The 18,830-nt window shown below is 73.5% G+C and carries 19 protein-coding genes; 11 read left to right on the top strand and 8 right to left on the bottom strand.

The window, feature by feature from the left end; genetic code table 11:
- Positions 1–3 precede the first annotated feature (3 nt).
- Positions 4–609, bottom strand: coding sequence for a TetR/AcrR family transcriptional regulator (locus ACQPZA_RS08325; RefSeq protein WP_169399194.1), 606 nt, complete (start codon positions 607–609; stop codon positions 4–6).
- 104 nt (positions 610–713) lie between these two features.
- Entirely contained in the window at positions 714–1,703 is a 990-nt protein-coding gene (locus ACQPZA_RS08320; RefSeq protein ID WP_312859444.1) for a thiamine-phosphate kinase, read from the bottom strand.
- A gap of 75 nt (positions 1,704–1,778) precedes the next feature.
- Here ACQPZA_RS08320 and ACQPZA_RS08315 point away from each other — a divergent pair, with 75 nt between their 5' ends.
- From ACQPZA_RS08315 to ACQPZA_RS08300, 4 genes are read left to right on the top strand one after another with little or no spacing between them, the layout of a single operon-like run.
- Entirely contained in the window at positions 1,779–2,018 is a 240-nt protein-coding gene (locus tag ACQPZA_RS08315) for an Lrp/AsnC ligand binding domain-containing protein (protein WP_169399193.1), read from the top strand.
- Between the two features lie 2 nt (positions 2,019–2,020).
- Positions 2,021–2,593 carry a DUF3515 domain-containing protein gene (locus ACQPZA_RS08310; RefSeq protein ID WP_433279696.1) on the top strand — a complete coding sequence of 191 codons (573 nt, stop codon included), beginning with the start codon at positions 2,021–2,023 and terminating at the stop codon, positions 2,591–2,593.
- A gap of 34 nt (positions 2,594–2,627) precedes the next feature.
- Positions 2,628–3,302: a metal-dependent transcriptional regulator gene (locus tag ACQPZA_RS08305; protein WP_433279695.1), complete on the top strand. Its 675-nt coding sequence runs from the start codon at positions 2,628–2,630 to the stop codon at positions 3,300–3,302.
- On the top strand, positions 3,299–4,561 hold the full coding sequence (locus tag ACQPZA_RS08300) for an Nramp family divalent metal transporter (RefSeq protein ID WP_433279694.1): 1,263 nt from the start codon (positions 3,299–3,301) through the stop codon (positions 4,559–4,561). The genes ACQPZA_RS08305 and ACQPZA_RS08300 overlap by 4 nt, the downstream gene beginning before the upstream one ends.
- Positions 4,562–4,565: 4 nt before the next feature.
- On the opposite strand, the gene ACQPZA_RS08295 is transcribed toward ACQPZA_RS08300, so the two are convergent.
- Both ACQPZA_RS08295 and ACQPZA_RS08290 read right to left on the bottom strand, forming a co-directional pair.
- Entirely contained in the window at positions 4,566–5,678 is a 1,113-nt protein-coding gene (locus ACQPZA_RS08295) for a D-alanine--D-alanine ligase family protein (RefSeq protein WP_433279693.1), read from the bottom strand.
- Between the two features lie 127 nt (positions 5,679–5,805).
- Positions 5,806–6,702, bottom strand: a complete 897-nt coding sequence (locus ACQPZA_RS08290) for an isocitrate lyase/PEP mutase family protein (RefSeq protein ID WP_433279692.1) — start codon at positions 6,700–6,702, stop codon at positions 5,806–5,808.
- A 197-nt stretch (positions 6,703–6,899) separates the two neighbouring features.
- Between ACQPZA_RS08290 and ACQPZA_RS08285 the strand changes: the two genes are divergently transcribed.
- Both ACQPZA_RS08285 and ACQPZA_RS08280 read left to right on the top strand, forming a co-directional pair.
- The gene (locus tag ACQPZA_RS08285; protein WP_433279691.1) at positions 6,900–7,313 is read left to right on the top strand and encodes a hypothetical protein; all 414 of its coding nucleotides are present in this window, start codon (positions 6,900–6,902) and stop codon (positions 7,311–7,313) included.
- Positions 7,314–7,342: 29 nt separating this feature from the next.
- A complete protein-coding gene (locus ACQPZA_RS08280; RefSeq protein WP_433279690.1) occupies positions 7,343–7,801 on the top strand; it encodes a TIGR03618 family F420-dependent PPOX class oxidoreductase in 459 nt (152 codons plus the stop codon).
- On the opposite strand, the gene ACQPZA_RS08275 is transcribed toward ACQPZA_RS08280, so the two are convergent.
- Positions 7,786–8,265, bottom strand: coding sequence for a MarR family winged helix-turn-helix transcriptional regulator (locus tag ACQPZA_RS08275; RefSeq protein ID WP_433279689.1), 480 nt, complete (start codon positions 8,263–8,265; stop codon positions 7,786–7,788). The genes ACQPZA_RS08280 and ACQPZA_RS08275 overlap by 16 nt on opposite strands.
- Positions 8,266–8,315: 50 nt before the next feature.
- On the opposite strand from ACQPZA_RS08275, the gene ACQPZA_RS08270 reads away from it, so the two are divergent.
- Positions 8,316–8,771: a nitroreductase family deazaflavin-dependent oxidoreductase gene (locus ACQPZA_RS08270; protein WP_433279688.1), complete on the top strand. Its 456-nt coding sequence runs from the start codon at positions 8,316–8,318 to the stop codon at positions 8,769–8,771.
- A gap of 94 nt (positions 8,772–8,865) precedes the next feature.
- Here the strand turns inward: ACQPZA_RS08270 and ACQPZA_RS08265 are convergent, their stop codons facing one another.
- A complete protein-coding gene (locus ACQPZA_RS08265; RefSeq protein ID WP_433279687.1) occupies positions 8,866–9,660 on the bottom strand; it encodes an SDR family NAD(P)-dependent oxidoreductase in 795 nt (264 codons plus the stop codon).
- A gap of 139 nt (positions 9,661–9,799) precedes the next feature.
- Between ACQPZA_RS08265 and ACQPZA_RS08260 the strand changes: the two genes are divergently transcribed.
- Positions 9,800–10,324, top strand: a complete 525-nt coding sequence (locus ACQPZA_RS08260) for a winged helix-turn-helix transcriptional regulator (RefSeq protein ID WP_433279686.1) — start codon at positions 9,800–9,802, stop codon at positions 10,322–10,324.
- Here ACQPZA_RS08260 and ACQPZA_RS08255 read toward each other — a convergent pair.
- Positions 10,304–11,227: a proline dehydrogenase family protein gene (locus ACQPZA_RS08255; protein ID WP_169398242.1), complete on the bottom strand. Its 924-nt coding sequence runs from the start codon at positions 11,225–11,227 to the stop codon at positions 10,304–10,306. The two genes, ACQPZA_RS08260 and ACQPZA_RS08255, sit on opposite strands and share 21 nt — an antisense overlap.
- Positions 11,228–11,321: 94 nt before the next feature.
- Between ACQPZA_RS08255 and ACQPZA_RS08250 the strand changes: the two genes are divergently transcribed.
- The 3 genes from ACQPZA_RS08250 (at position 11,322) to ACQPZA_RS08240 (ending at position 17,423) form a co-directional block, all read left to right on the top strand.
- Positions 11,322–13,001, top strand: a complete 1,680-nt coding sequence (locus tag ACQPZA_RS08250; RefSeq protein WP_433279685.1) for a PucR family transcriptional regulator — start codon at positions 11,322–11,324, stop codon at positions 12,999–13,001.
- A gap of 62 nt (positions 13,002–13,063) precedes the next feature.
- Entirely contained in the window at positions 13,064–14,689 is a 1,626-nt protein-coding gene (pruA, locus tag ACQPZA_RS08245; RefSeq protein ID WP_433279684.1) for an L-glutamate gamma-semialdehyde dehydrogenase, read from the top strand.
- Positions 14,690–14,861: 172 nt separating this feature from the next.
- The gene (locus ACQPZA_RS08240; protein ID WP_433282717.1) at positions 14,862–17,423 is read left to right on the top strand and encodes an MFS transporter; all 2,562 of its coding nucleotides are present in this window, start codon (positions 14,862–14,864) and stop codon (positions 17,421–17,423) included.
- Here the strand turns inward: ACQPZA_RS08240 and ACQPZA_RS08235 are convergent.
- Positions 17,409–18,785 (bottom strand): PLP-dependent aminotransferase family protein, encoded by a 1,377-nt coding sequence (locus tag ACQPZA_RS08235; RefSeq protein WP_433279683.1) that lies wholly within the window; start codon positions 18,783–18,785, stop codon positions 17,409–17,411. The genes ACQPZA_RS08240 and ACQPZA_RS08235 overlap by 15 nt on opposite strands.
- Positions 18,786–18,830: the final 45 nt, after the last annotated feature.

The following is an 18,830-nucleotide window of genomic DNA, read 5'->3' as shown; positions in this document are numbered from 1 at the left end:
GAGTCAGGACGGCGGGGAGGCGGCAGCCAGCACCGACCGGACGACCTGCGCCCACCGGTCGATCAGCGGCTCGTCCTCCTTGACGCGCTCGTGCAGCGCGGCGCTGATCGTCAGGCCGCGCATCAGCTGGACGGTCAGCTCCACCACGAGGGGGTAGGAGGGGGCGGCGACGATCTCCGGGCCGAACACCCCGTCGATCACGGCGTAGAGCTCCTTGCGGGCTCCGCGTTCGGCGGCCCGCAGGGCCTCCCGCAGGCGGTGGTCGGTGCGCGCGGCGCCCCACAGCTCGAGCTCCGCGCCGAAGGACGGGCGCCTGCTCGCGCGGCGGAGCACCCACATGCCGCGGGTGACCGGGTCGGCCCCGGCCGGGGCCGCCGCCAGCTCCGCCCACATGGCTTCGAGGTTGACCTGCACCAGCCGGTGGACCGCCGCGGTGAAGAGCTGCTCCCTCGTCGGGAAGTGGTGCAGGAGCGCGCCCCGGCTCAGGCCGGCACGACGCTGCACCTCCACCGTGGTCGTGGCGGCGAAACCCTCCTCGATGAGCGACTCGACCGCCACGTCGACGATCCGACGGTAGGTGGCGGCGCGCTGGTCGTCCCGCGACGTCATGAGCGTTTGCCACCTTTCACCGTCAGTGCTGACGGTGAAAAACTAGCACCGGACGGCCGGAGATGTGCCGGGAACGTGCCGACGATCACCCGGAGCGGGCGGCCTCAGCGGGCGAAGTGGTCCCAGCCGCCGGGGCCGCCGTCGTAGAGCCTGCCGTCCACCAGCACCGCGGGCTCGCCCCGCCGGACCGCACCGATGGTGGTCCAGCCGTCGGGGACCTCCGGACCGGGGAACGTGGCCGCGAGCGCGTGGTCCTCACCCCCGGTGAGCAGCCAGTGCAGCGGGTCGACACCGAGTGCGGCACCGACATCGACCAGCCGGGCGGGCATGTCGAAGGCGCGGCTGCGCACATCGAGCAGCACCCCGGACGCCCGCGCGACGTGCCCGAGGTCGGCGATCAGGCCGTCCGAGATGTCGATCATGGAGGTGGCGCCGGCCAGCGCCGCCTGCGGTCCGGCCGCATACGGCGGCTCGGGCACCCGATGCGCGCCCACCACGGCCGCGGGCGACCGGAACCCGCGCGCCAGCACGGCGAGACCCGCCGCCGACCAGCCGACCCGCCCGCACAGCGCCAGCACCTCACCCGGACGCGCTCCCGCGCGCGTCACCGGCTCCCGGCCCTCCAGCGATCCGAGCGCTGTGACGGAGAGCACCAGCGTCGGAGACGACGCCACGTCACCGCCGACCACCCCGACGCCCGCGAGCTCGGCCTCCGCCCACAACCCGTCGACCAGGCCCGTCAGCGTCTCGACGGCCGTGTCCTTGCGGCACGCGAGCCCGACGAGCAGCGCCGTCGGCACCGCGCCCATCGCCGCGACGTCCGCCAGGTTCGCCGCCGCGGCCTTGCGTCCGACCTGGTCGGGAGCCGACCAGTCGAGCCGGAAGTGCACGCCCTCGACCAGGACGTCGGTGCACGCGACCACCCGCCCGTCGGGTGCGGCCACCACCGCCGCGTCGTCGCCCGGCCCGAGCAGCGTGCCCGCGGGCTGCACGCGTCCGGTGGTCATCCGGCTGATCAGACCGAACTCGCCGATGCCCGCGAGTGTGTTCTCCGCCTCGGCGTCGCCGATGGGGGGCGGGAACGATGTCGGCACAGTGGCCACCTCCGGTACGTTCGGCTTCCGACTTTCCTACCCCGGAGAGCTCGACCGATGTGGAAGGGGCACGCCGTGGTGCAGGCTTACATCCTGGTGCAGACGGAGGTCGGCAAGGCCGCAGCCGTGGCTGCGGAGATCTCCGGCATCACCGGCGTGGTCTCCGCGGAGGACGTGACGGGCCCCTACGACGTCATCGTCCGCGCGGAAGCCGAGGACGTCGACCTACTTGGTCAACTCGTAGTTGCCCAGGTCCAGGGCGTCGGAGGCATCACGCGGACCCTCACCTGTCCGGTGGTCCACCTCTCCTCCTGACCATGCCTCCGTCAGTTCGCTCCCGGCCCTCCACCCCGGTCGTCATCGCGATCGCGTTGCCGCTGCTGCTCGCCGTGGTGGTGGCCGCGATATCCATCACAGCGCGGGCCCGCGGGCTCGGCGAGCCCGCGCCGCCCCCGCCGGCGACCGGCCCGCTGGCGGTCGTCCCCGTGGACGCCCCGGACGCCACCGGCCCGGACTGCGGCAAGGTTCTCGCCGCGCTCCCCGCCGAGCTGGGCGACCCGGGTGACGCCCTGCCGACGCGTCCGCTGGCCGAGCCCGCCCCGCCGGGGGTGCGGGCCTGGGTGGCCGCCCCTCAGCCGGTCGTGCTCCGCTGCGGGCTTCCGCGTCCCGTCGAGCTGACCCCCACCTCGGCCCTCCTGGAGATCAACGGGGTGCAGTGGCTCCAGCTCTCCGACGATGCGCCCAACCCGCAGGTGGTCAGCTACGTCACCGTGGACCGCCCGGTGTACGTGGTGGTCACCGAGCCGGTCGACTCCGGCAGCGGACCGCTGCAGCAGGTCTCCGACGTGGTCCGGGGAGCCTTGCCGGCGGTACCTGTCAAAGTGCGCTAGCCGGAGCTGTTAGCCGCGTCTAACATCAGTCGTCATGGTGACTATGTCGCGCGCCACCGAGGACTACCTGAAGACGATCTTCAACCTCGCCCACCGCGCGGAACCGGTCACCGCCAGCCTGCTGGCCCACGAGCTGGGCGTGTCCTCCCCGTCGGTCTCCGCCATGGTCAAACGGCTGGAGGACGGCGAGCTCCTCACGCGACCGGACCACCGGTTGCTGCAGCTCACCCCCACCGGGGAACGCGCCGCGCTGCGCGTGGTGCGCCGCCACCGGCTGCTGGAGACCTTCCTCGCGCGCATACTCGACGTGCCGTGGGACGAGGTGCACGCCGAGGCCGAACTGTTGGAGCACGCGCTGTCCGAGCGGCTCGAGGAGCGCATCGACGCCGCGCTGGGCCATCCCACCCACGACCCGCACGGCGACCCCATCCCGCCGCGCGACGGGCCGCACGAGGAGGACTGGGGCGAGGCGCTGGCCGCCGTGCCGCCCGGCCGCCGGTTCCGCGTGGAGCGCGTCTCGGACCGCGACAGCGCAGCGCTGCGGTACCTCGGCGACCTCGGGGTGCTCCCCGGCGTCGTGGTCACGGTCGAGGAGCAGGCCCCCTTCGGCGGCCCGCGCTGGGTGCGGGTCGGCGACGACCGCCACCCCCTCGGCGAGCCGCTCACGCACCTGGTGCACGGCCACGTCGTCGACGGGGACGCCTCGTGACGGCCACGAAGGGCGCCGCGCCCACCGTCGACGAGCTCAGGGCCCGGGGCGGCCTACGGGGCAGGCTCGCGTTCTTCGGCCCGGCCATCGTCGCCGCCATCGCCTACGTCGACCCCGGCAACTTCGCCACCAACTTCTCGGCCGGCGCCGAGTTCGGCTACCTGCTGCTGTGGGTGATCGTCGGCGCGAACCTGCTGGCGATGCTCATCCAGACGCTCTCGGCCAAGCTCGGGCTGGCCACCGGGCGCAACCTGCCGGAGATGTGCCGGGAACGGTTCCCCCGCCCGGTCACCCGCGTGATGTGGGTGCAGGCCGAGCTCGTGGCCATCGCCACCGACCTTGCCGAGGTGATCGGCGGGGCGATCGCGCTGCACCTGCTGTTCGGCATCCCGCTGCTCACCGGCGGGGTGATCACCGGGATCGTCGCGTTCGCTCTGCTGGCCCTGCAGGGCAAGGGCTACCGCCCGTTCGAGCTGGCCATCGCCGGGTTGTTCGCCGTGATCCTGCTCGGGTTCCTCAGCACCGTGCTGCGCATCGGCATCGACACGGGCGACGCCGTCGCCGGGCTCGTCCCCCGCTTCGAGGGCACCGACAGCCTCCTGCTGGCCACCGGCATCCTCGGCGCCACCGTGATGCCCCACGTCATCTACCTGCACTCCGCGCTCACGAACACCCGTATCCCCGCCACCTCCGTGAGCGACCGCCGGTTCCTGCTGCGCTACCAGCAGCTCGACGTCCTCGTCGGGATGGGGCTGGCCGGGCTGATCAACGCGTCCATGCTGCTGATCTCCGCGGCGCTGTTCTTCGGCTCCGACGTGCCCGCCACCGACACCCTGGAAGGCGTCCACGCCGGCCTGGCCCGGGTGCTCGACCAGCCGGCGGCGTTCGCGTTCGCGCTGGCCCTGCTCGCGTCGGGCTTCGCGTCGTCCGGGGTCGGCACCTACGCGGGGCAGGTGGTGATGCAGGGGTTCATCCGCCGCCGGATCCCGCTGCTGCTGCGCAGGCTCCTCACCATCACCCCGGCGCTCGTCGTGCTGGGTGTCGGCTGGGACCCCACCCGGGCGCTCGTGCTCTCCCAGGTGGTGCTGTCGTTCGGCATCCCGTTCGCGCTGGTACCGCTGGTGCTGCTCACCCGCCGCCGGGACGTGATGGCCGAGCTGGTCAACCGGCGGATCACCACCGTGGTGGCCGGCCTGGCCGCGGCGGTGATCATCGGGCTCAACGCCTTCCTGATCTACCGGACGGTGGCCGGGGGCTGAGGGGTCAGCGCAGGCCGGTGCCTCGGGCGACGGCCGTCTCCACGAGGGTGGTGAGCAGCGTCGGGTAGTCGATCCCCGTCACCGACCAGGCGCGCGGGAACATCGAGATCGGGGTGAAGCCGGGCATCGTGTTGACCTCGTTGACGGTCAGCTCCCCGCTCGGGCCCACGAAGAAGTCGACGCGGGCCAGGCCCTGGCCGTCGAGTGCCCGGAACGCGGCCACCGCCATCTCGCGGAGCCGTTCGGACTCCGCGTCGCCCAGCTTGGCGGGGATGTCGAACTCGCAGACGTCGTCGAGGTACTTGGCCTCGAAGTCGTAGAACTCCGGCGCGCTGCCGTCGGCGCCCGTGCCCACGATGCGGATCTCGGCGGGCACGCTCGCCCGCACCGTCCCGTCCGGGAACTCCAGGACGGCGACCTCCACCTCGCGGCCCACCACCGCGGCCTCCACGAGCACCTTCGGGTCGTGCTCGCGCGCCAGCGCGATCGCGTCGTCGAGTGCGGCCCAGTCGGTGACCCGGGTGATGCCCACGGACGACCCCGCCCGCGCGGGCTTCACGAACACCGGGAGCCCCAGCCGGTCGCGCTGCTCGGAGGTGAGCGTGGCGGTGCCCGGACGGAGCACCACGAGGTCGCCGACGGGCAGCCCGTCGGCCGCCAGCAGCTTCTTGGCGAACTCCTTGTCCATCGCGGCCGCGCTCGCGAGCACCCCGGCCCCGACGTAGGGGACGCCCGCCATCTCCAGCAGCCCCTGGATGGTGCCGTCCTCCCCGAACGGCCCGTGCAGCACCGGGAACACCACGTCGATGCCGGAGAAGACCTCCCCCGCCCGGTCGGGGTCGAGGACCACGAGGCCGCCGCGCGTCGGGTCGCCGGGCAGGGCCAGCGCCGTGCGCGACTCGTCGACCGAGGGCAGCGCGCGGCCGGACAACGCCAGCTCACGGGGGTCGTCGGTGCCGAGCACCCAGGCCCCGGTGGTGGTGATGCCCACCGGCACGACCTCGAAGCGCTCCCGGTCGAGGTGGGAGAGCACCGACCCAGCGGAGATGCAGGAGATCGCGTGCTCGCTGCTGCGGCCACCGAACACCACGGCCACCCGCACCTTGTCCCGGCTCATGGCGCCCGAGAGTAGGCGGAGCGGCTCCACCGGGCAGACGGGGGCTCCCGCGAGCCGCGGGGCAGGTTCACCCGCCGTCCGGGGGTCCCGTGCCGGCGGGCTGCCGGCCCGATCCGCCCCGCCGCGGTCAGGAGCCGAAGCGCTGCTCGAGATCGCCGATCTCGGGCAGGCCGATGAGGTCGGTGAACTCGCCGAACGCCGGCAGCCCCGGCAGCGCCGCCGCCGGGGTGCCGTCCGCCTTGAGCGTCGCCAGCAGGGATCGGATCCCGGCCGTGGCGGCCAGCAGGGTCCCGATCGGGTACAGCACGAGCGCGAACCCGAGCTCGCCGATCTGCTGCAGCGGCAGCGGCGGGGTCCTGCCGCCCTCGGCCCAGTTGAACACCAGCGGAGCCACGCCCGCGAGCTCGCGCGCGACCCGCGCGATGTCGTCCTCGCTGGTCGGAGCCTCGACGAACAGCAGATCGGCCCCCGCTTCGGCGTACGCCCCGGCCCGGGCGATCGCAGCGTCCAGGCCCTCGACGGCCGCGGCGTCGGTGCGGGCGATGAGCACCAGATCGGGGTCGCGACGGGCGGCGACGGCGGCGCGGATCTTCCCGGCCATCTCCCCGGCGGGGATCACCGCCTTGCCGCTCATGTGGCCGCACTTCTTCGGCGTCACCTGGTCCTCGAGGTGGATGCCGGCCACCCCGGCCTGCTCGTAGGCCTGCACCGTGCGCACCACGTTGATCGCGTTGCCGTAGCCGGTGTCGGCGTCCGCGATGACCGGGAGGTCCACCGCGGCGACGATCCGCCGGGCGTTGTCGACCATCTCGGCCCCGGAGAGCAACCCCACGTCGGGCCGTCCGATGAGGGAGGCCGTGGTGCCGAAACCGGTCATGTACACGACGTCGAACCCGGCCTGCTCGACGAGCCGGGCCGAGAGACCGTCGTACGCGCCCGGCGCGAGCACCGGGCCCGAGCCGTCCTCCAGCAGCTCCCGCAGCCGGGCCCGGGGCGCACTCGGCCCCCGCAACAACCTGCTCACCGTCGATCCTTCCGCCGAGTCGTACCCAGACATACCCGCGAGTCGCCCGTTCCGTGCCCGCGAGTCGCCCGTTCCGTGCCCGCGAGTCGCCCGTTCCGCGTCAGCGAGTCGCCCACGCAGCGTCCCCCCGGCGGAGTTGTCCACAGGTTCGACGAGACGGCCCCGCCGGAGGGAGCCGGTCGCCCACCCTCATGGGCATGTCGATCCCGAACGCCGCGGACGCCCCGCTCCTGCTCACCGACGCCGACGTGCTGCAGCGCGTCACCGACCTCGTCGGGGCGGCCGCCGCCGTCCGGCAGCTCTGGCTGATGTTCGTCGACGGGGACGGCCGGCAGGCGCCGGTCGTCGTGCCCATCGCCGACATGCCCCGACGCCCGCAGGACGGCCCGCTCGAGGGTCTCTCCCGGATCCTGGCCGGGCTGCGCGGGGAGCTGGACACCGATCTGGGCCCGGGCTCGGTGATCCTCACGCTCGAACGTGTCGGCGTCGACACGGTGCTCCCGGCCGACCGCGAGTGGGCTACGGCACTGGCGCTCACCTGCGAGCAGGCCGGGATGGCACTGCGCGGCGTGTTCCTCAGCACCAGCGGAGGCGTGCGCAGGCTCGGGTGAGGGAGCCCGCGGGGTGCCAGACTGGGCCCATGGCTGGACCCGACGCCGCACCCGACCTCGCCCCCGTCCACCGCATCGTGCCCCGGGAGAGCGGGCTCGCGAGCGTGAGCGTCGTGCGGGCCGATGGCACACCACACTCCTCGCTGGTCAACGCGGGGGTGCTCGACCATCCGATCACGGGACGCCCCGTCGTCGGCTACGTCACCTACGGCCCGGTGAAGCTGCGCAACCTGCGCGCACGGCCGGCGACGTCCGTGTTGTGGCGGGCCGGCTGGCAGTGGGCGGGCGTCGACGGCACCAGCGAGCTGATCGGTCCCGACGACCCCGCCGACGGAATCGACGCCGAGGGCCTGCGGCTGCTGCTGCGGGCCGTGTTCGCCGGCGCGGGCGGCACCCATGACGACTGGGACGCCTACGACCGTGTGATGCGCGAGGAGCGCCGGGTGGCGGTGCTGATCGAGCCGCAGCGCGTCTACGGCAACGCCTGACCCGACTCCCGGGCCATCCCCCGGATCCGCTCGGCCTGCTCGAGCTGCAGCGCCCGGCCGCGCTCGAGGAAGTCGGCGATCACCTCCAGCTCGGCCACCGTCCGGCGCTGCAGCTCACGCACGCCCGCGGCACCGACGGGCTCGTAGATCCGCATCGCCTGCTCCCGCGCCGACGGCGTCAGCTCCACGACGGCGCGCCGGCGGTCGTCGGGGTCGGGATCCCGGGTGAGGTGGCCCCGGGCCACGAGCCGCTGGATCGCCGTGGTGGCTGCGGCCGGGCTCAGCCCGACGGCCTCGGCCACCTGCCCGGCGGTGAGCGGACGCTCCACCACCGCGCCGAGGATGCGCAGGTCGGTGCGGTTGACGCCGAACAGGTCGGCCGCGGCCGCGTCCACGGCGTCGGCCGCGCTGCCGAACTGCTCGGCGGCACGGGCAGCCCGCTCGACAGCAGATTGCTTCGGCACTCGAAGGAGTTTACCCTGACCCCATTACTTCGACGATCGAAGGGATTTCCGTGCAGGCACAGCAGCTGCCGTCGTGGCTCCCGGTGGCCAACCGCATCGTGCGGACGTTGCACCGGATCGGGCTGCCACTCGGCACCATCCACCTCCTGACCGTCCCCGGCCGCCGCACGGGACAGCCCCGGACCACGCCCGTCTCGCCGCTCACCGTGGACGGGCACCGGTACGTCGTGGCCGGACTGCCGCAGTCCGACTGGGCGCGCAACGCGCGGACAGCCGGCCGCGGCGAGCTCGTGCGCGGCAGACGGCGCCGCGACGTCACGCTGCGGGAGGTGGCCGACCCCGACCTCCGCCGCGCGGTCATGCGCGCCTTCCCCACCGAGGTGCCGCACGGCGTGGACTTCTTCGTCCGCATCGGGCTGGTCGAACGGGCCGACCCCGACCAGTTCGCCGCGGCGGCCGAGCGCGTAGCCGTCTTCGAGGTCCGCGACGCGTCCGCACGCCCCTGACCCGCCATCCCGCGGACCGGGCGACTCGCCGACGGGAGACGGGCGACTCGCGGACGGTAAACGGGCGACTCGCGGGGCGGGGCGGGGCGGGCTGTCAGCGGCGGTAGCGCTCCGCGGGGACGTCGCGCGAGAGGATGGGCGCGAGGACGCCGCGAGCCTTCTCGTAGTCCTCCCAGCTGCCGATGTCGGCGAGCGAGGGGATGGTCACGACCTCGCCGGCGTCGAGCCCGGCCAGTGCGGCATCCACGGCCACCTCGGGAGACATGAGGTACTCGTCGGAGAACACGGAGATGTCGATCCCGGAGCCGTCCCAGAACTCGGTGCGCATGGCGCCGGGAACCACGACCTGGACCGTGACGCCGCTGCCGGCCAGCTCCTGCTGGAGCGCCTGGCTGAAGGTCAGCACGTAGCTCTTGGTGGCGCTGTAGACCGAGCTGACGGGCTGGTGCCAGAACGCCATCGCGGAGGAGACGTTCACGACCGTGCCGCGCCCGCGAGCGGTGAGACCGGCCAGCGCGGCGGTGGTCAGCCTGGTCGCGGCGATGACGTTGAGCGCGATCATCTGCTCGGTGGCGGCTGTGTCGAAGCCCGGGCTCGGCGCGAACATCGCCGCACCGGCCGCGTTGACGAGGAACTCGACCGACTCGTCCGTACGGAGCCACCCTTCGAGACGCTCCACGTCCTGCGAGGACGTCAGGTCCGCGACCAGGACCTCGGCGGTCACACCGGTCTGCCGCGCGATGCTGGCGGCGATGTCCTCGAGCCTGCCCTCGGCGCGGCCGACGAGGACGGGGACGTACCCCCGCTCGGCGAGCCTGAGGGCGTAGGCGCCGCCGAACGGCGAGGAGGCTCCCGTGACGACGGCGGTCTTCACTGCATTCGTGGTCATGATCCCGATCCCGTTTCGCTTCCGAGCTTCTGAGGCCGACGCGGGGCAATCGGTTTGAATTTCAAACCATCGCCGGCAGCGCGGAACGCTATCACCGCACGGTTTGATTTACAAACCACTCTCCCCGTACGCTCGGTGCATGGCCGCTGAGCACATCGATCCGACCTCCCTGCCCGGCCGTCCCTGCGCGCTCGCGGCAGCGCTGGAACTGGTCGGCGACCGGTGGGCCCTGCTGGCGATGCGCGAGGTGTTCTTCGGCAACCACCAGTTCAACCAGATCGCCCGCAACACCGGCGCCCCTCGCGACCGCATCGCCGCACGCCTGAAGTCCCTCGTCGAGGCGGGGATCCTCGAACAGCGCCCCGGCGCCGACGGCTCCCGTCACCACGGCTATCACCTGACCGAGGCCGGCCGGGCGCTGGGCCCGGCGATACTGGCCCTGATGGACTGGGGCGACAAGTGGGTCGTCACCGAGCCCGCCATGCGCAAGATCCACGGCGACCACCCACTGGCGATCGCGATGGTCTGCGAGACCTGCGGCGAGCCGGCCGACGAGAGCCACATCACCCGGGAGATGGTCGCGCCCAACTGGAACCTGGCCGGCCCTCTGGCGAGCCACGCGCACCCCAAGGGTGCGGGGCGTTCAGCCGCGGGTCAGCAGTGAACGCGCGAAGAACGCCAGGTTCGCCGGGCGCTCGCCGAGCCTGCGCATGAAGTAACCGAACCACTCGGTGCCGTAGGGCAGGTAGACGCGCACCCGCAGCCCCTCGGCCGCGAGCTCCGACTGCGCGCGCGGGCGCACCCCGTACAGCATCTGGAGCTCGTAGCGCGCCGCCGAGCGGCCGTGGTGGCCGGCCAGGAAGCGGGCGATGTCGATCAGACGCGGGTCGTGGGTGGCCACCATCGGCAGGCCCTCCCCCGCCATCAGCACCTTCAGGCACCGCACGTACGAACGGTCCACCTCGGAACGGCTCGTGAACGCGACCGCGGCGGGCTCGTCGTAGGCGCCCTTGCACAGCCGCACCCGGGAGCCCGGTCCGGCGAGGTCGCGGCAGTCCGCCTCGGTCCGGCGCAGCTGGGCCTGGAGCACGGCGCCGACCCACGGGTGGTCGACGCGCAGGTCACGCACGATGCCCAGGGTGGAGTCGGTGGTGGTGTGGTCCTCCATGTCGACGGTGACGGTCGTGCCGGCCGCGGCTGCGGCCTCGCAGATCTGGCGCGCCGACTCGAGCGCGATCTTGTCGGCGTCCACCGGCAGTGCCTGGCCCAGCGCGGAGAGCTTGACCGACACCTCCACCCGGTCGGCGAGACCGCCGTCGGCCAAGCGCTGCAGCAGCAAGCGGTAGGCGTCCACCGTCGCCTCGGCCCTGGCGCGGTCGGTGGTGTCCTCACCGAGGTGGTCCACCGTCACGAGCCGGTCGGTGGTGATCGCGCGGATCGCCGCGAGGGCGTCGTCCACGGTCGTACCGGCCACGAAGCGGTTGACCAGCGGGTCGAACGGTCCGGCTTCCACAGCGGCGCGGACGGCCCGGGACCGGGCTGCGGCGAGCAGGACGTTCCGAATCATGCGCAGGACGGTAGGTGGCGTTTCCACCCCCGAGTCTTGTCCGATCAGCTAAGGTTCTGCCACTCCGCTCGTCCGAGCCGACGATGAGGCGCCCGTGGAGACCACCCTCCGGCAGGTCCTGGCCGCGGTCGGCGAGCCCCTGGTCGACGTGGTGGAGTCACCCGCGGGGCTCGACGTGCCCGTCACGGGTCTCACGATCGTCGACCCGGACGACGGGCCCGACCAGTACGCGGGGCAGCTCGTCCTGGTGATCGGGGCGCGCGGACGCGACGCGGTGCCGATCGTCCGCAGCCTGGCCCGGGGCCGGGCCGCCGCCGTAGCCGTGAAGGCCGGTGACGCCGTCGACGAGCTCCGGGCCGCGGCGGCCGCCGCGGGGGTCCCGCTGCTGGTGGTGCGCCACGACGTCCGGTGGGAACGGCTGGAGTCGCTGGCCAGGGACGTGCTCGACGGGGGCGGAGGCACCACGGAGGACGGCCCGGGCGACCTGTTCTCCCTGGCGCAGACGGTCTCGCTGCTCACCAACGGCATCGTCAGCATCGAGGACACGGCGAGCCGGGTGCTCGCCTACTCCCGCTCCGACAGCGACGCGGCACAGGTCGACGAGCTGCGGCGGCTGTCCATCCTGGGCTGGCAGGGGCCGCCGGACTACCTGCGCATGCTGCGCGACTGGGGGGTGTTCGACCGGTTGCGCGGGGGCGAGGAGGTCGTGGAGGTCGACGAGCACGCCGACCTGGGCGTGCGCCGCAGGCTCGCCGTCGGCATCCACGCCGGGCAACGCCAGCTCGGGACGATCTGGGTGCAGGAGGGCGCGTCGCCGTTCGCCGAACGGGCGGCCGACGTCCTGCTCGGGGCGGCGCGCGTGGCAGCGGGTCACCTGGTCCGGCGGCGCAGCCGGGAGGCGCCGGGCGCGCGCTGGAGCCGGGACCTGGTCGCCGGACTGCTCGACGGGCGCACCAACGCGGGCCTGGTCGCCGGCGTGTTCGGCCTCGACGAGCAGCGGCCCGCGCTCGTGGCGGCCTTCGCCGTCCGCGATCGCGGTCCGCTGCCGGCAGGTGACCGGGCCGTCGACCGGGCGACGCACGAGCTGAGCCTCGCCGAGCTCACCGACGTGGTCTCGGTGCATGCCGCCACCTACCGCCGGGCCGCGCTCACCGCCTCGCACGGCGCCCGGGTCTACGCCGTGCTGCCCGACGTCCCGCTGGACGTGACGGAGCCGGCACTGCTCGCCATGTGCACCGAGGTGGCGGCGATGACGCTGCGGCGCACCGGCGTGCGCGTGCAGGCCGGGGTCGGGTCGGCGGTGGCGGGGCTCGCCGGAGCGGCGGCGTCGCGGCGGGAGGCCGACCGGGTGCTCGACGCGATGCCGGACGGTCCCGACGACCCGACGGTGGCCGCGTTCTCCGACCTGCGGGCCGAGGTGCTGCTCAACCAGGCGCTCGATCTGCTGCAGGCGAGCCCGGACCTCCATGATCCCGCGGTCGCGCTGCTGGTCGGCTACGACCGCGACCACGGCACCGACCTCGTCGGATCCGTGCTCGCCTGGCTCGACGCGATGGGGGACGTGCGGCTGGCGGCGCACCGGCTCACCGTGCACCCGAACACGCTGCGGTACCGGGTACGGCGCGCGGTCGCCGTGGGTGCGCTGCGCCTGGACGACCCCCGCGCGCGGCTCATGCACCACCTGCACTTGCTCGCCGCCGTCCGCTCCGACGTCGTCCAGCGGCCCGACCCTGTCGGATCGGACAAGAGCCGGGCGCCATCGTCATCCGGTTGAACGACCCGCGCGGGCGTGCACCTTCCTAGGGTTCTGGGCACCTGACCCGGGGAGGCTCCGCCATGGACGCGATCACCAGCACGCCGCCGCCGCGCAACGAGACCGTGCGCGACTACGCCCCGGGCTCGCCGGAGCGGGCGAGCCTGCAGGCGGCGCTGGCCGAGCTGGGCGCACAGCACCACGACCTGACGGTCACGATCGACGGCCGGCAGCACATGCCGGGCGGTCCACGCGTCGACGTGGTCGCCCCGCACGACCACGGCCACGTCCTCGGCGCGTACGCCAACGCGGGCCACGAGGACGCCAAGGCGGCCGCCGAGGCCGCGCTCCGGGCCGCTCCCGCGTGGCGCGCGATGCCGTTCGACGACCGTGCCGCGGTGCTGCTGCGGGCCGCCGACCTGCTCTCGGGCCCGTGGCGCGACCGGCTCAACGCCGCCACGATGCTCGGCCAGTCGAAGACCGCGATCCAGGCGGAGGTCGACTCCGCCTGCGAGCTGGCCGACTTCTGGCGCTTCAACGTCCACTTCGCACGCCAGATCCACGAGAACCAGCCGAACAGCGGGGCGGGCGCGTGGAACCGCATGGACTACCGCCCGCTGGAGGGCTTCGTCTACGCGATCACCCCGTTCAACTTCACCGCGATCGCCGGCAACCTGCCCACCGCGCCCGCGCTGATGGGCAACACGGTGATCTGGAAGCCCTCGCCGACCCAGGGTCTCGCCGCGCACCTGACGATGCGGCTGCTGGAGGAGGCCGGGATGCCACCGGGTGTGATCAACCTCCTCACCGGGGACGGGCGCGACATCTCCGAGGTGCTGCTCGCCGACCGCGCGCTCGCCGGCATCCACTTCACCGGCTCGTCCGCCACGTTCCAGCACCTGTGGCAGCAGGTCGGCGCCAACATCGGCGCCTACGCCACCTACCCGCGACTGGTCGGTGAGACCGGCGGCAAGGACTTCGTCGTCGCCCACCCGTCGGCCGACGTCGACGTGCTGCGCACCGCCCTCGTCCGCGGGGCGTTCGAGTACCAGGGGCAGAAGTGCTCCGCGGCGTCGCGCGCATTCGTCCCGCGCTCGGTCTGGGCCCGGCTGCGCGACGACCTCGTCGACGAGGTGGAGGCGCTGCCGATGGGTGACGTCACCGACTTCCGCAACTTCCTCGGGGCCGTGATCGACCGGCGGGCCTTCGACAAGGTGTCGGCGGCGCTGCAGGCGGCACACTCCGACCCGTCGCTCGAGGTCGTCGCCGGGGGCACGGCCGACGACTCGACCGGGTACTTCGTCCGGCCGACGGTCGTGGTCGGCTCCGACCACGACCACGAGGTGTTCCGCACCGAGTACTTCGGCCCGCTGCTCGCGGTGCACGTCTATGACGACGGCGACTTCGAGCAGGTGCTGACCCACGTCGACAACGGGGCGCCGTACGGCCTCACCGGCTCGGTGATCGCCCGGGACCGCGCCGCAGTCGTGCGCGCCACAGAGGCACTCCGGTTCGCGGCGGGCAACTTCTACGTCAACGACAAACCGACCGGTGCCGTCGTCGGCCAGCAGCCCTTCGGCGGCGGGCGCGCGTCGGGCACGAACGACAAGGCGGGGTCGATCTACAACCTGTTGCGCTGGGTGAGCCCGCGCACCATCAAGGAGACGTTCGTCCCGCCGACGACCACGGGGTACCCGCACCAGGGCTGACACCCGTTTTACCCCGCTGGAACATGGCCGCCCGCCAATGTGTTTAGCATGGGACAAGTAATTGCTCATGTGCCCTGGCGGGAGTGGTGACGTGGAAGCGGCAGTCGAGGAGCGCGGACCGGCGGGAAGGCCGTCGGACGCGGAGCCGGACTCCGGCTACAAGTGGATCGCCATGTCCAACACGACCCTCGGCCTGCTCATGGCCACGATCAACTCGTCGATCGTGCTGATCGCACTGCCCGACATCTTCCGCGGCATCGGCCTCGACCCGCTGGCCCCCGGCAACACCAGCTACCTGCTGTGGATGATCATGGGCTTCCTGGTCGTCACGGCGGTGCTGGTCGTGGGCTTCGGCCGGCTCGGGGACATGTACGGCCGCGTGCGGATGTACAACATCGGGTTCGCGATCTTCACGATCGCCTCGGTGTTCCTCGCGATCACGTGGCAGAGCGGCGGCGCGGGCGCGCTCTGGCTCATCGGCTGGCGCGTCGTGCAGGGCATCGGCGGCGCGTTCCTGTTCGCCAACTCGAGCGCGATCCTCACCGATGCGTTCCCCGTGCACCAGCGCGGCCTCGCGCTCGGCATCAACGGTGTCGCGGCCATCGCCGGCTCGTTCATCGGCCTGGTCCTCGGCGGCGTGCTCGCACCGGTGAACTGGCACCTGGTGTTCCTCGTGTCGGTGCCGTTCGGCGTCTTCGGCACGTTCTGGGCCTACGCCAAGCTCCGCGACACCAGCGTCCGCACGCCGGCGAAGATGGACTGGTGGGGCAACATCACCTTCGCGGTCGGCCTGGTCGCGCTGCTGGTGGGCATCACGTACGGCATCCAGCCCTACGGCACCCACGTCATGGGCTGGACCAGCCCCCTCGTGCTCACCTGCATCATCGGCGGGATCGTCGTGCTGGTGCTGTTCGGGATCATCGAGAAGCGGGTGGCGAGCCCGCTGTTCACCCTGTCGCTGTTCAGGATCCGGCGCTTCACGTACGGCAACGCCGCCAACCTCCTGGCGTCGCTGGGCCGGGGTGGGCTGCAGTTCGTCCTGATCATCTGGCTGCAGGGCATCTGGCTGCCGCAGCACGGCTACAGCTTCGAGCAGACGCCGCTGTGGGCAGGCATCTACATGCTGCCCCTGACGGTCGGCTTCCTCCTCTCCGCGCCGGTGTCGGGAGTGCTGGCCGACCGGTGGGGCGGGCGCGGGCTGGCCACCGTCGGCATGGTCATCTCAGCGCTGAGCTTCGTGCTGCTGCTGATCCTGCCGATCAACTTCCCCTACCCCGCCTTCGCCGCGATCCTGCTGGTCAACGGGGTGGGCATGGGCCTGTTCACCTCGCCCAACCGGGCCGACGTCATGAACAGCCTCCCCGCCGGATCGCGGGGCGCGGGCGCCGGGATGACCGCGACCTTCCAGAACTCGGCCATCGTGCTGTCCATCGGCCTGTTCTTCGGCCTGATGATCCTGGGGCTCTCGGAGCACCTCCCGTCCGTGCTGCAGGCGGGGCTGCTGCAGCACGGGGTGCCCGCGGCCGACGCGAGCCGGATCGCCGCGCTGCCGCCGGTGGCCGTGCTGTTCGCCGCCTTCCTCGGCTACAACCCGGTTCAGCAGCTGCTCGGCGGGGTGCTGACCACGTTGCCGCCCGACCAGGCCGCCTTCCTGACCGGTCGCAGCTTCTTCCCGGATCTCATCTCCGGGCCGTTCGCGGAAGGTCTTGCTGTCGCCTTCTGGTTCGCGGTCGGCGCGAGCCTCCTCGCCGCACTCGCCTCATGGCTCACCGGAGGGCGCAACGCGACGGACCGGGCGTCCTCGGTGGGCGCGGAGCTCGCCGCGGTCGGGGGCGAGGCGGGGTCCGGCCCGAGCGAGCTCGTCGAGGACATTTCCTTCGAGCCCGAGCCCGTCACATCGGCGCCGACGGGGGCCCCGGCACCGCGGGTACCGGCGCCGGCCGCAGGCGAGATCCTCGGTGAGGTCCGCACAGCCGCGGGCAGCGCGGTCCCCGACGGGGTCGTCACCGTGACCGACGCGAACGGGCGCCAGGTGGCGCGCGCCGCCGTCGACCAGGACGGCCGGTTCTCCCTGCGGGGGCTGCCGCCCGGCTCGTACATGGCCGTGGCCACCTCCCCCGGCTTCCGTCCGGACGTGACGTCGATCGTCCTCAACGGGGCGGGCACCGTGCACCACTTCGCCCTGCGCGGCGACGGCACCGTCACCGGCACCGTGCGAGCGGCCCGCACCGGCGTCCCGCTCGCCGGCGCCATGGCGCTGGCCACCGACGGGTCCGGCCGCGTCGTCGGGAGCACTCGCACCGGCGAGGACGGCACGTTCACGCTCGCCGGAGTGCCCGCCGGCCGCACCACCGTGACGGCGAACCTTCCCGGGCACCTCCCCGGCGCGGCGGCGGTGCAGGTCGCCGCGGACGTGCCCACGATGGTCGAGGTCCTGCTGCAGTCCACGATCGCGGGTGTCACCGGCAGGGTGACCGGAGCCGACGGCGCGCCGCAGGCGTCCGCCACGGTCGCCGTGAGCGGAGCCGACGGCGAGGCGGTGGCCGCCGCCACGACCGGACCGGACGGGACGTTCGAGATCTCCGGTCTGGAGCCCGGCCATTACACGGTGGTGGCCACGATGCAGAGCGCGATGCGGGTGCAGCTGCCCGCGGGAGAGCGGTCGAGGGTCGATCTGCACCTCGGCGACACCGCCGCCGCGCCCGAGGTGGGCGCCGGCTCAGCGCGCTCCTAGCGCCAGGACGTCACGGGCCACCGCGAGGCCGCGCTCCAGCTCGGCCCGCGGTGGCTTCGCGTATCCGAGGACCAGCCCCGACCGTCCGGGCCGGCCTGCATGGTGACGGGCCAGACCGTCCAGGTCGACGCCACGGGCCGCCGCGGCGTCGATGACGGTCCGCTCGGCAGCGGCGTCCGGCAGCGGGACGAGCACGTGGGCCCCCGCGGCGTCACCCTCCAGGAGGTGGCCTGCTGCGTGCACCGCAGCGGCCACCGCCGCCCGTCGCTCGGCCAGCTCACGACGCAGCCGGCGCAGGTGCCGGGCCAGGTCACCGTGCGCGGCGAAGGCCACGAACACCCGCTGACCGGCCCGGACGGGGCGCATGCCGGTGCGGTCGCGCAGGCCGAGTACCGCGGCACGCACAGCAGGGGGAGCCACCAGCCACCCCGCCCCGAGGGTCGGCGTGAGCAGCTTGCTCGTGGTCCCCAGGTGCGCCACGACGTCCGGGCCCAGCGCGGCGAGCAGGGGCAGCGGGGCGACGTCGTAGCGCAGCTCGCCGTCGTAGTCGTCCTCGATCACGAGGAACCCGTCCGCGCGGGCGCGCTCCACCAGCGCCAGTCGGCGTGCCGCCGAGAGCCGGGCGCCCAGCGGGTACTGGTGCGCCGGGGTGCAGTACACCGCCGCGAGCTCGGGCGGGAGGGCCTCCACCACGAGGCCGGCCGCGTCCACCGGGACGGGCAGCACGGTGAGCCCGGCGGCCTGCAACGCGGCGACCGCCCGCTGGTACCCCGGCTCCTCCACGGCCACGCGCGCTCCGGCGGGCAGGGTGCGCGCCAGTTCGGCGACGGCGGCGGTGCTGCCCCCGGTGGCGAGCACCTGCGCGGGATCGGCGGCCAGTCCGCGGTGCCGGAGCAGGTGCTCCACCACGGCCGCCCGGAACGCCGGAAGCCCGATGGGGTCGGGCCCCACGTCCGGCGCCGGGTCGGCGGCGGCCCGCCAGGCCCGGCGCCACGCAGCCCGGTCGAGAGCTTCGAGACACGGGGTGCCCGGCCGCAGCGAGACCACCCCGGACCGGCGTCTCCCGGCCGGGGGAGGCGGCGTGGCCGGGCGCGGGTGGGCCGGAGGTCCGGCAGGTGCGCCGACGACGAACGTGCCGGCCCCGCGCCGTCCGACCGCCCAGCCCTCGGCGAGCAGTTGGTCGTAGGCCGCCGCGGTGACCGTGCGGCTCACGCCGAGGGTGGCGGCCAGCTCGCGGGTGGAGGGCAGGCGGTCCCCCGCCCGCAGGGTGCCCCCGGCGGTGACGGCCCGCAACGCGTCGGCGAGCTGCACCGCGAGCGGCCGGTCGGCGTTCCGGTCGAGGTGAAGCGGCGGCAGCTCCATGAGTGGCCTTCCGAACTCGGGCGGGATTGGCCCTGCCACGATGCC

The sequence above is a fragment of the Pseudonocardia xinjiangensis genome, assembly GCF_050948425.1.
Classification (GTDB): Bacteria; Actinomycetota; Actinomycetes; order Mycobacteriales; family Pseudonocardiaceae; genus Pseudonocardia; species Pseudonocardia xinjiangensis.
The sequence above is the reverse complement of the archived record's forward strand: the minus strand, read 5'-3'. Positions and strand labels throughout refer to the sequence as shown.

Bases quoted from the DNA above. Each gene is read 5' to 3' on its own strand.
- ACQPZA_RS08255 (WP_169398242.1), bottom strand. From the start codon at position 11,227: ATGATTCGGAACGTCCTGCTCGCCGCAGCCCGGTCCCGGGCCGTCCGC.
- pruA (WP_433279684.1), top strand. From the start codon at position 13,064: ATGGACGCGATCACCAGCACGCCGCCGCCGCGCAACGAGACCGTGCGC.
- ACQPZA_RS08240 (WP_433282717.1), top strand. From the start codon at position 14,862: ATGTCCAACACGACCCTCGGCCTGCTCATGGCCACGATCAACTCGTCG.
- ACQPZA_RS08280 (WP_433279690.1), top strand. From the start codon at position 7,343: ATGGCTGGACCCGACGCCGCACCCGACCTCGCCCCCGTCCACCGCATC.
- ACQPZA_RS08310 (WP_433279696.1), top strand. From the start codon at position 2,021: ATGCCTCCGTCAGTTCGCTCCCGGCCCTCCACCCCGGTCGTCATCGCG.
- ACQPZA_RS08265 (WP_433279687.1), bottom strand. From the start codon at position 9,660: ATGACCACGAATGCAGTGAAGACCGCCGTCGTCACGGGAGCCTCCTCG.
- ACQPZA_RS08295 (WP_433279693.1), bottom strand. From the start codon at position 5,678: ATGAGCCGGGACAAGGTGCGGGTGGCCGTGGTGTTCGGTGGCCGCAGC.
- ACQPZA_RS08305 (WP_433279695.1), top strand. From the start codon at position 2,628: ATGGTGACTATGTCGCGCGCCACCGAGGACTACCTGAAGACGATCTTC.
- ACQPZA_RS08285 (WP_433279691.1), top strand. From the start codon at position 6,900: ATGTCGATCCCGAACGCCGCGGACGCCCCGCTCCTGCTCACCGACGCC.
- ACQPZA_RS08325 (WP_169399194.1), bottom strand. From the start codon at position 609: ATGACGTCGCGGGACGACCAGCGCGCCGCCACCTACCGTCGGATCGTC.
- ACQPZA_RS08235 (WP_433279683.1), bottom strand. From the start codon at position 18,785: ATGGAGCTGCCGCCGCTTCACCTCGACCGGAACGCCGACCGGCCGCTC.
- ACQPZA_RS08260 (WP_433279686.1), top strand. From the start codon at position 9,800: ATGGCCGCTGAGCACATCGATCCGACCTCCCTGCCCGGCCGTCCCTGC.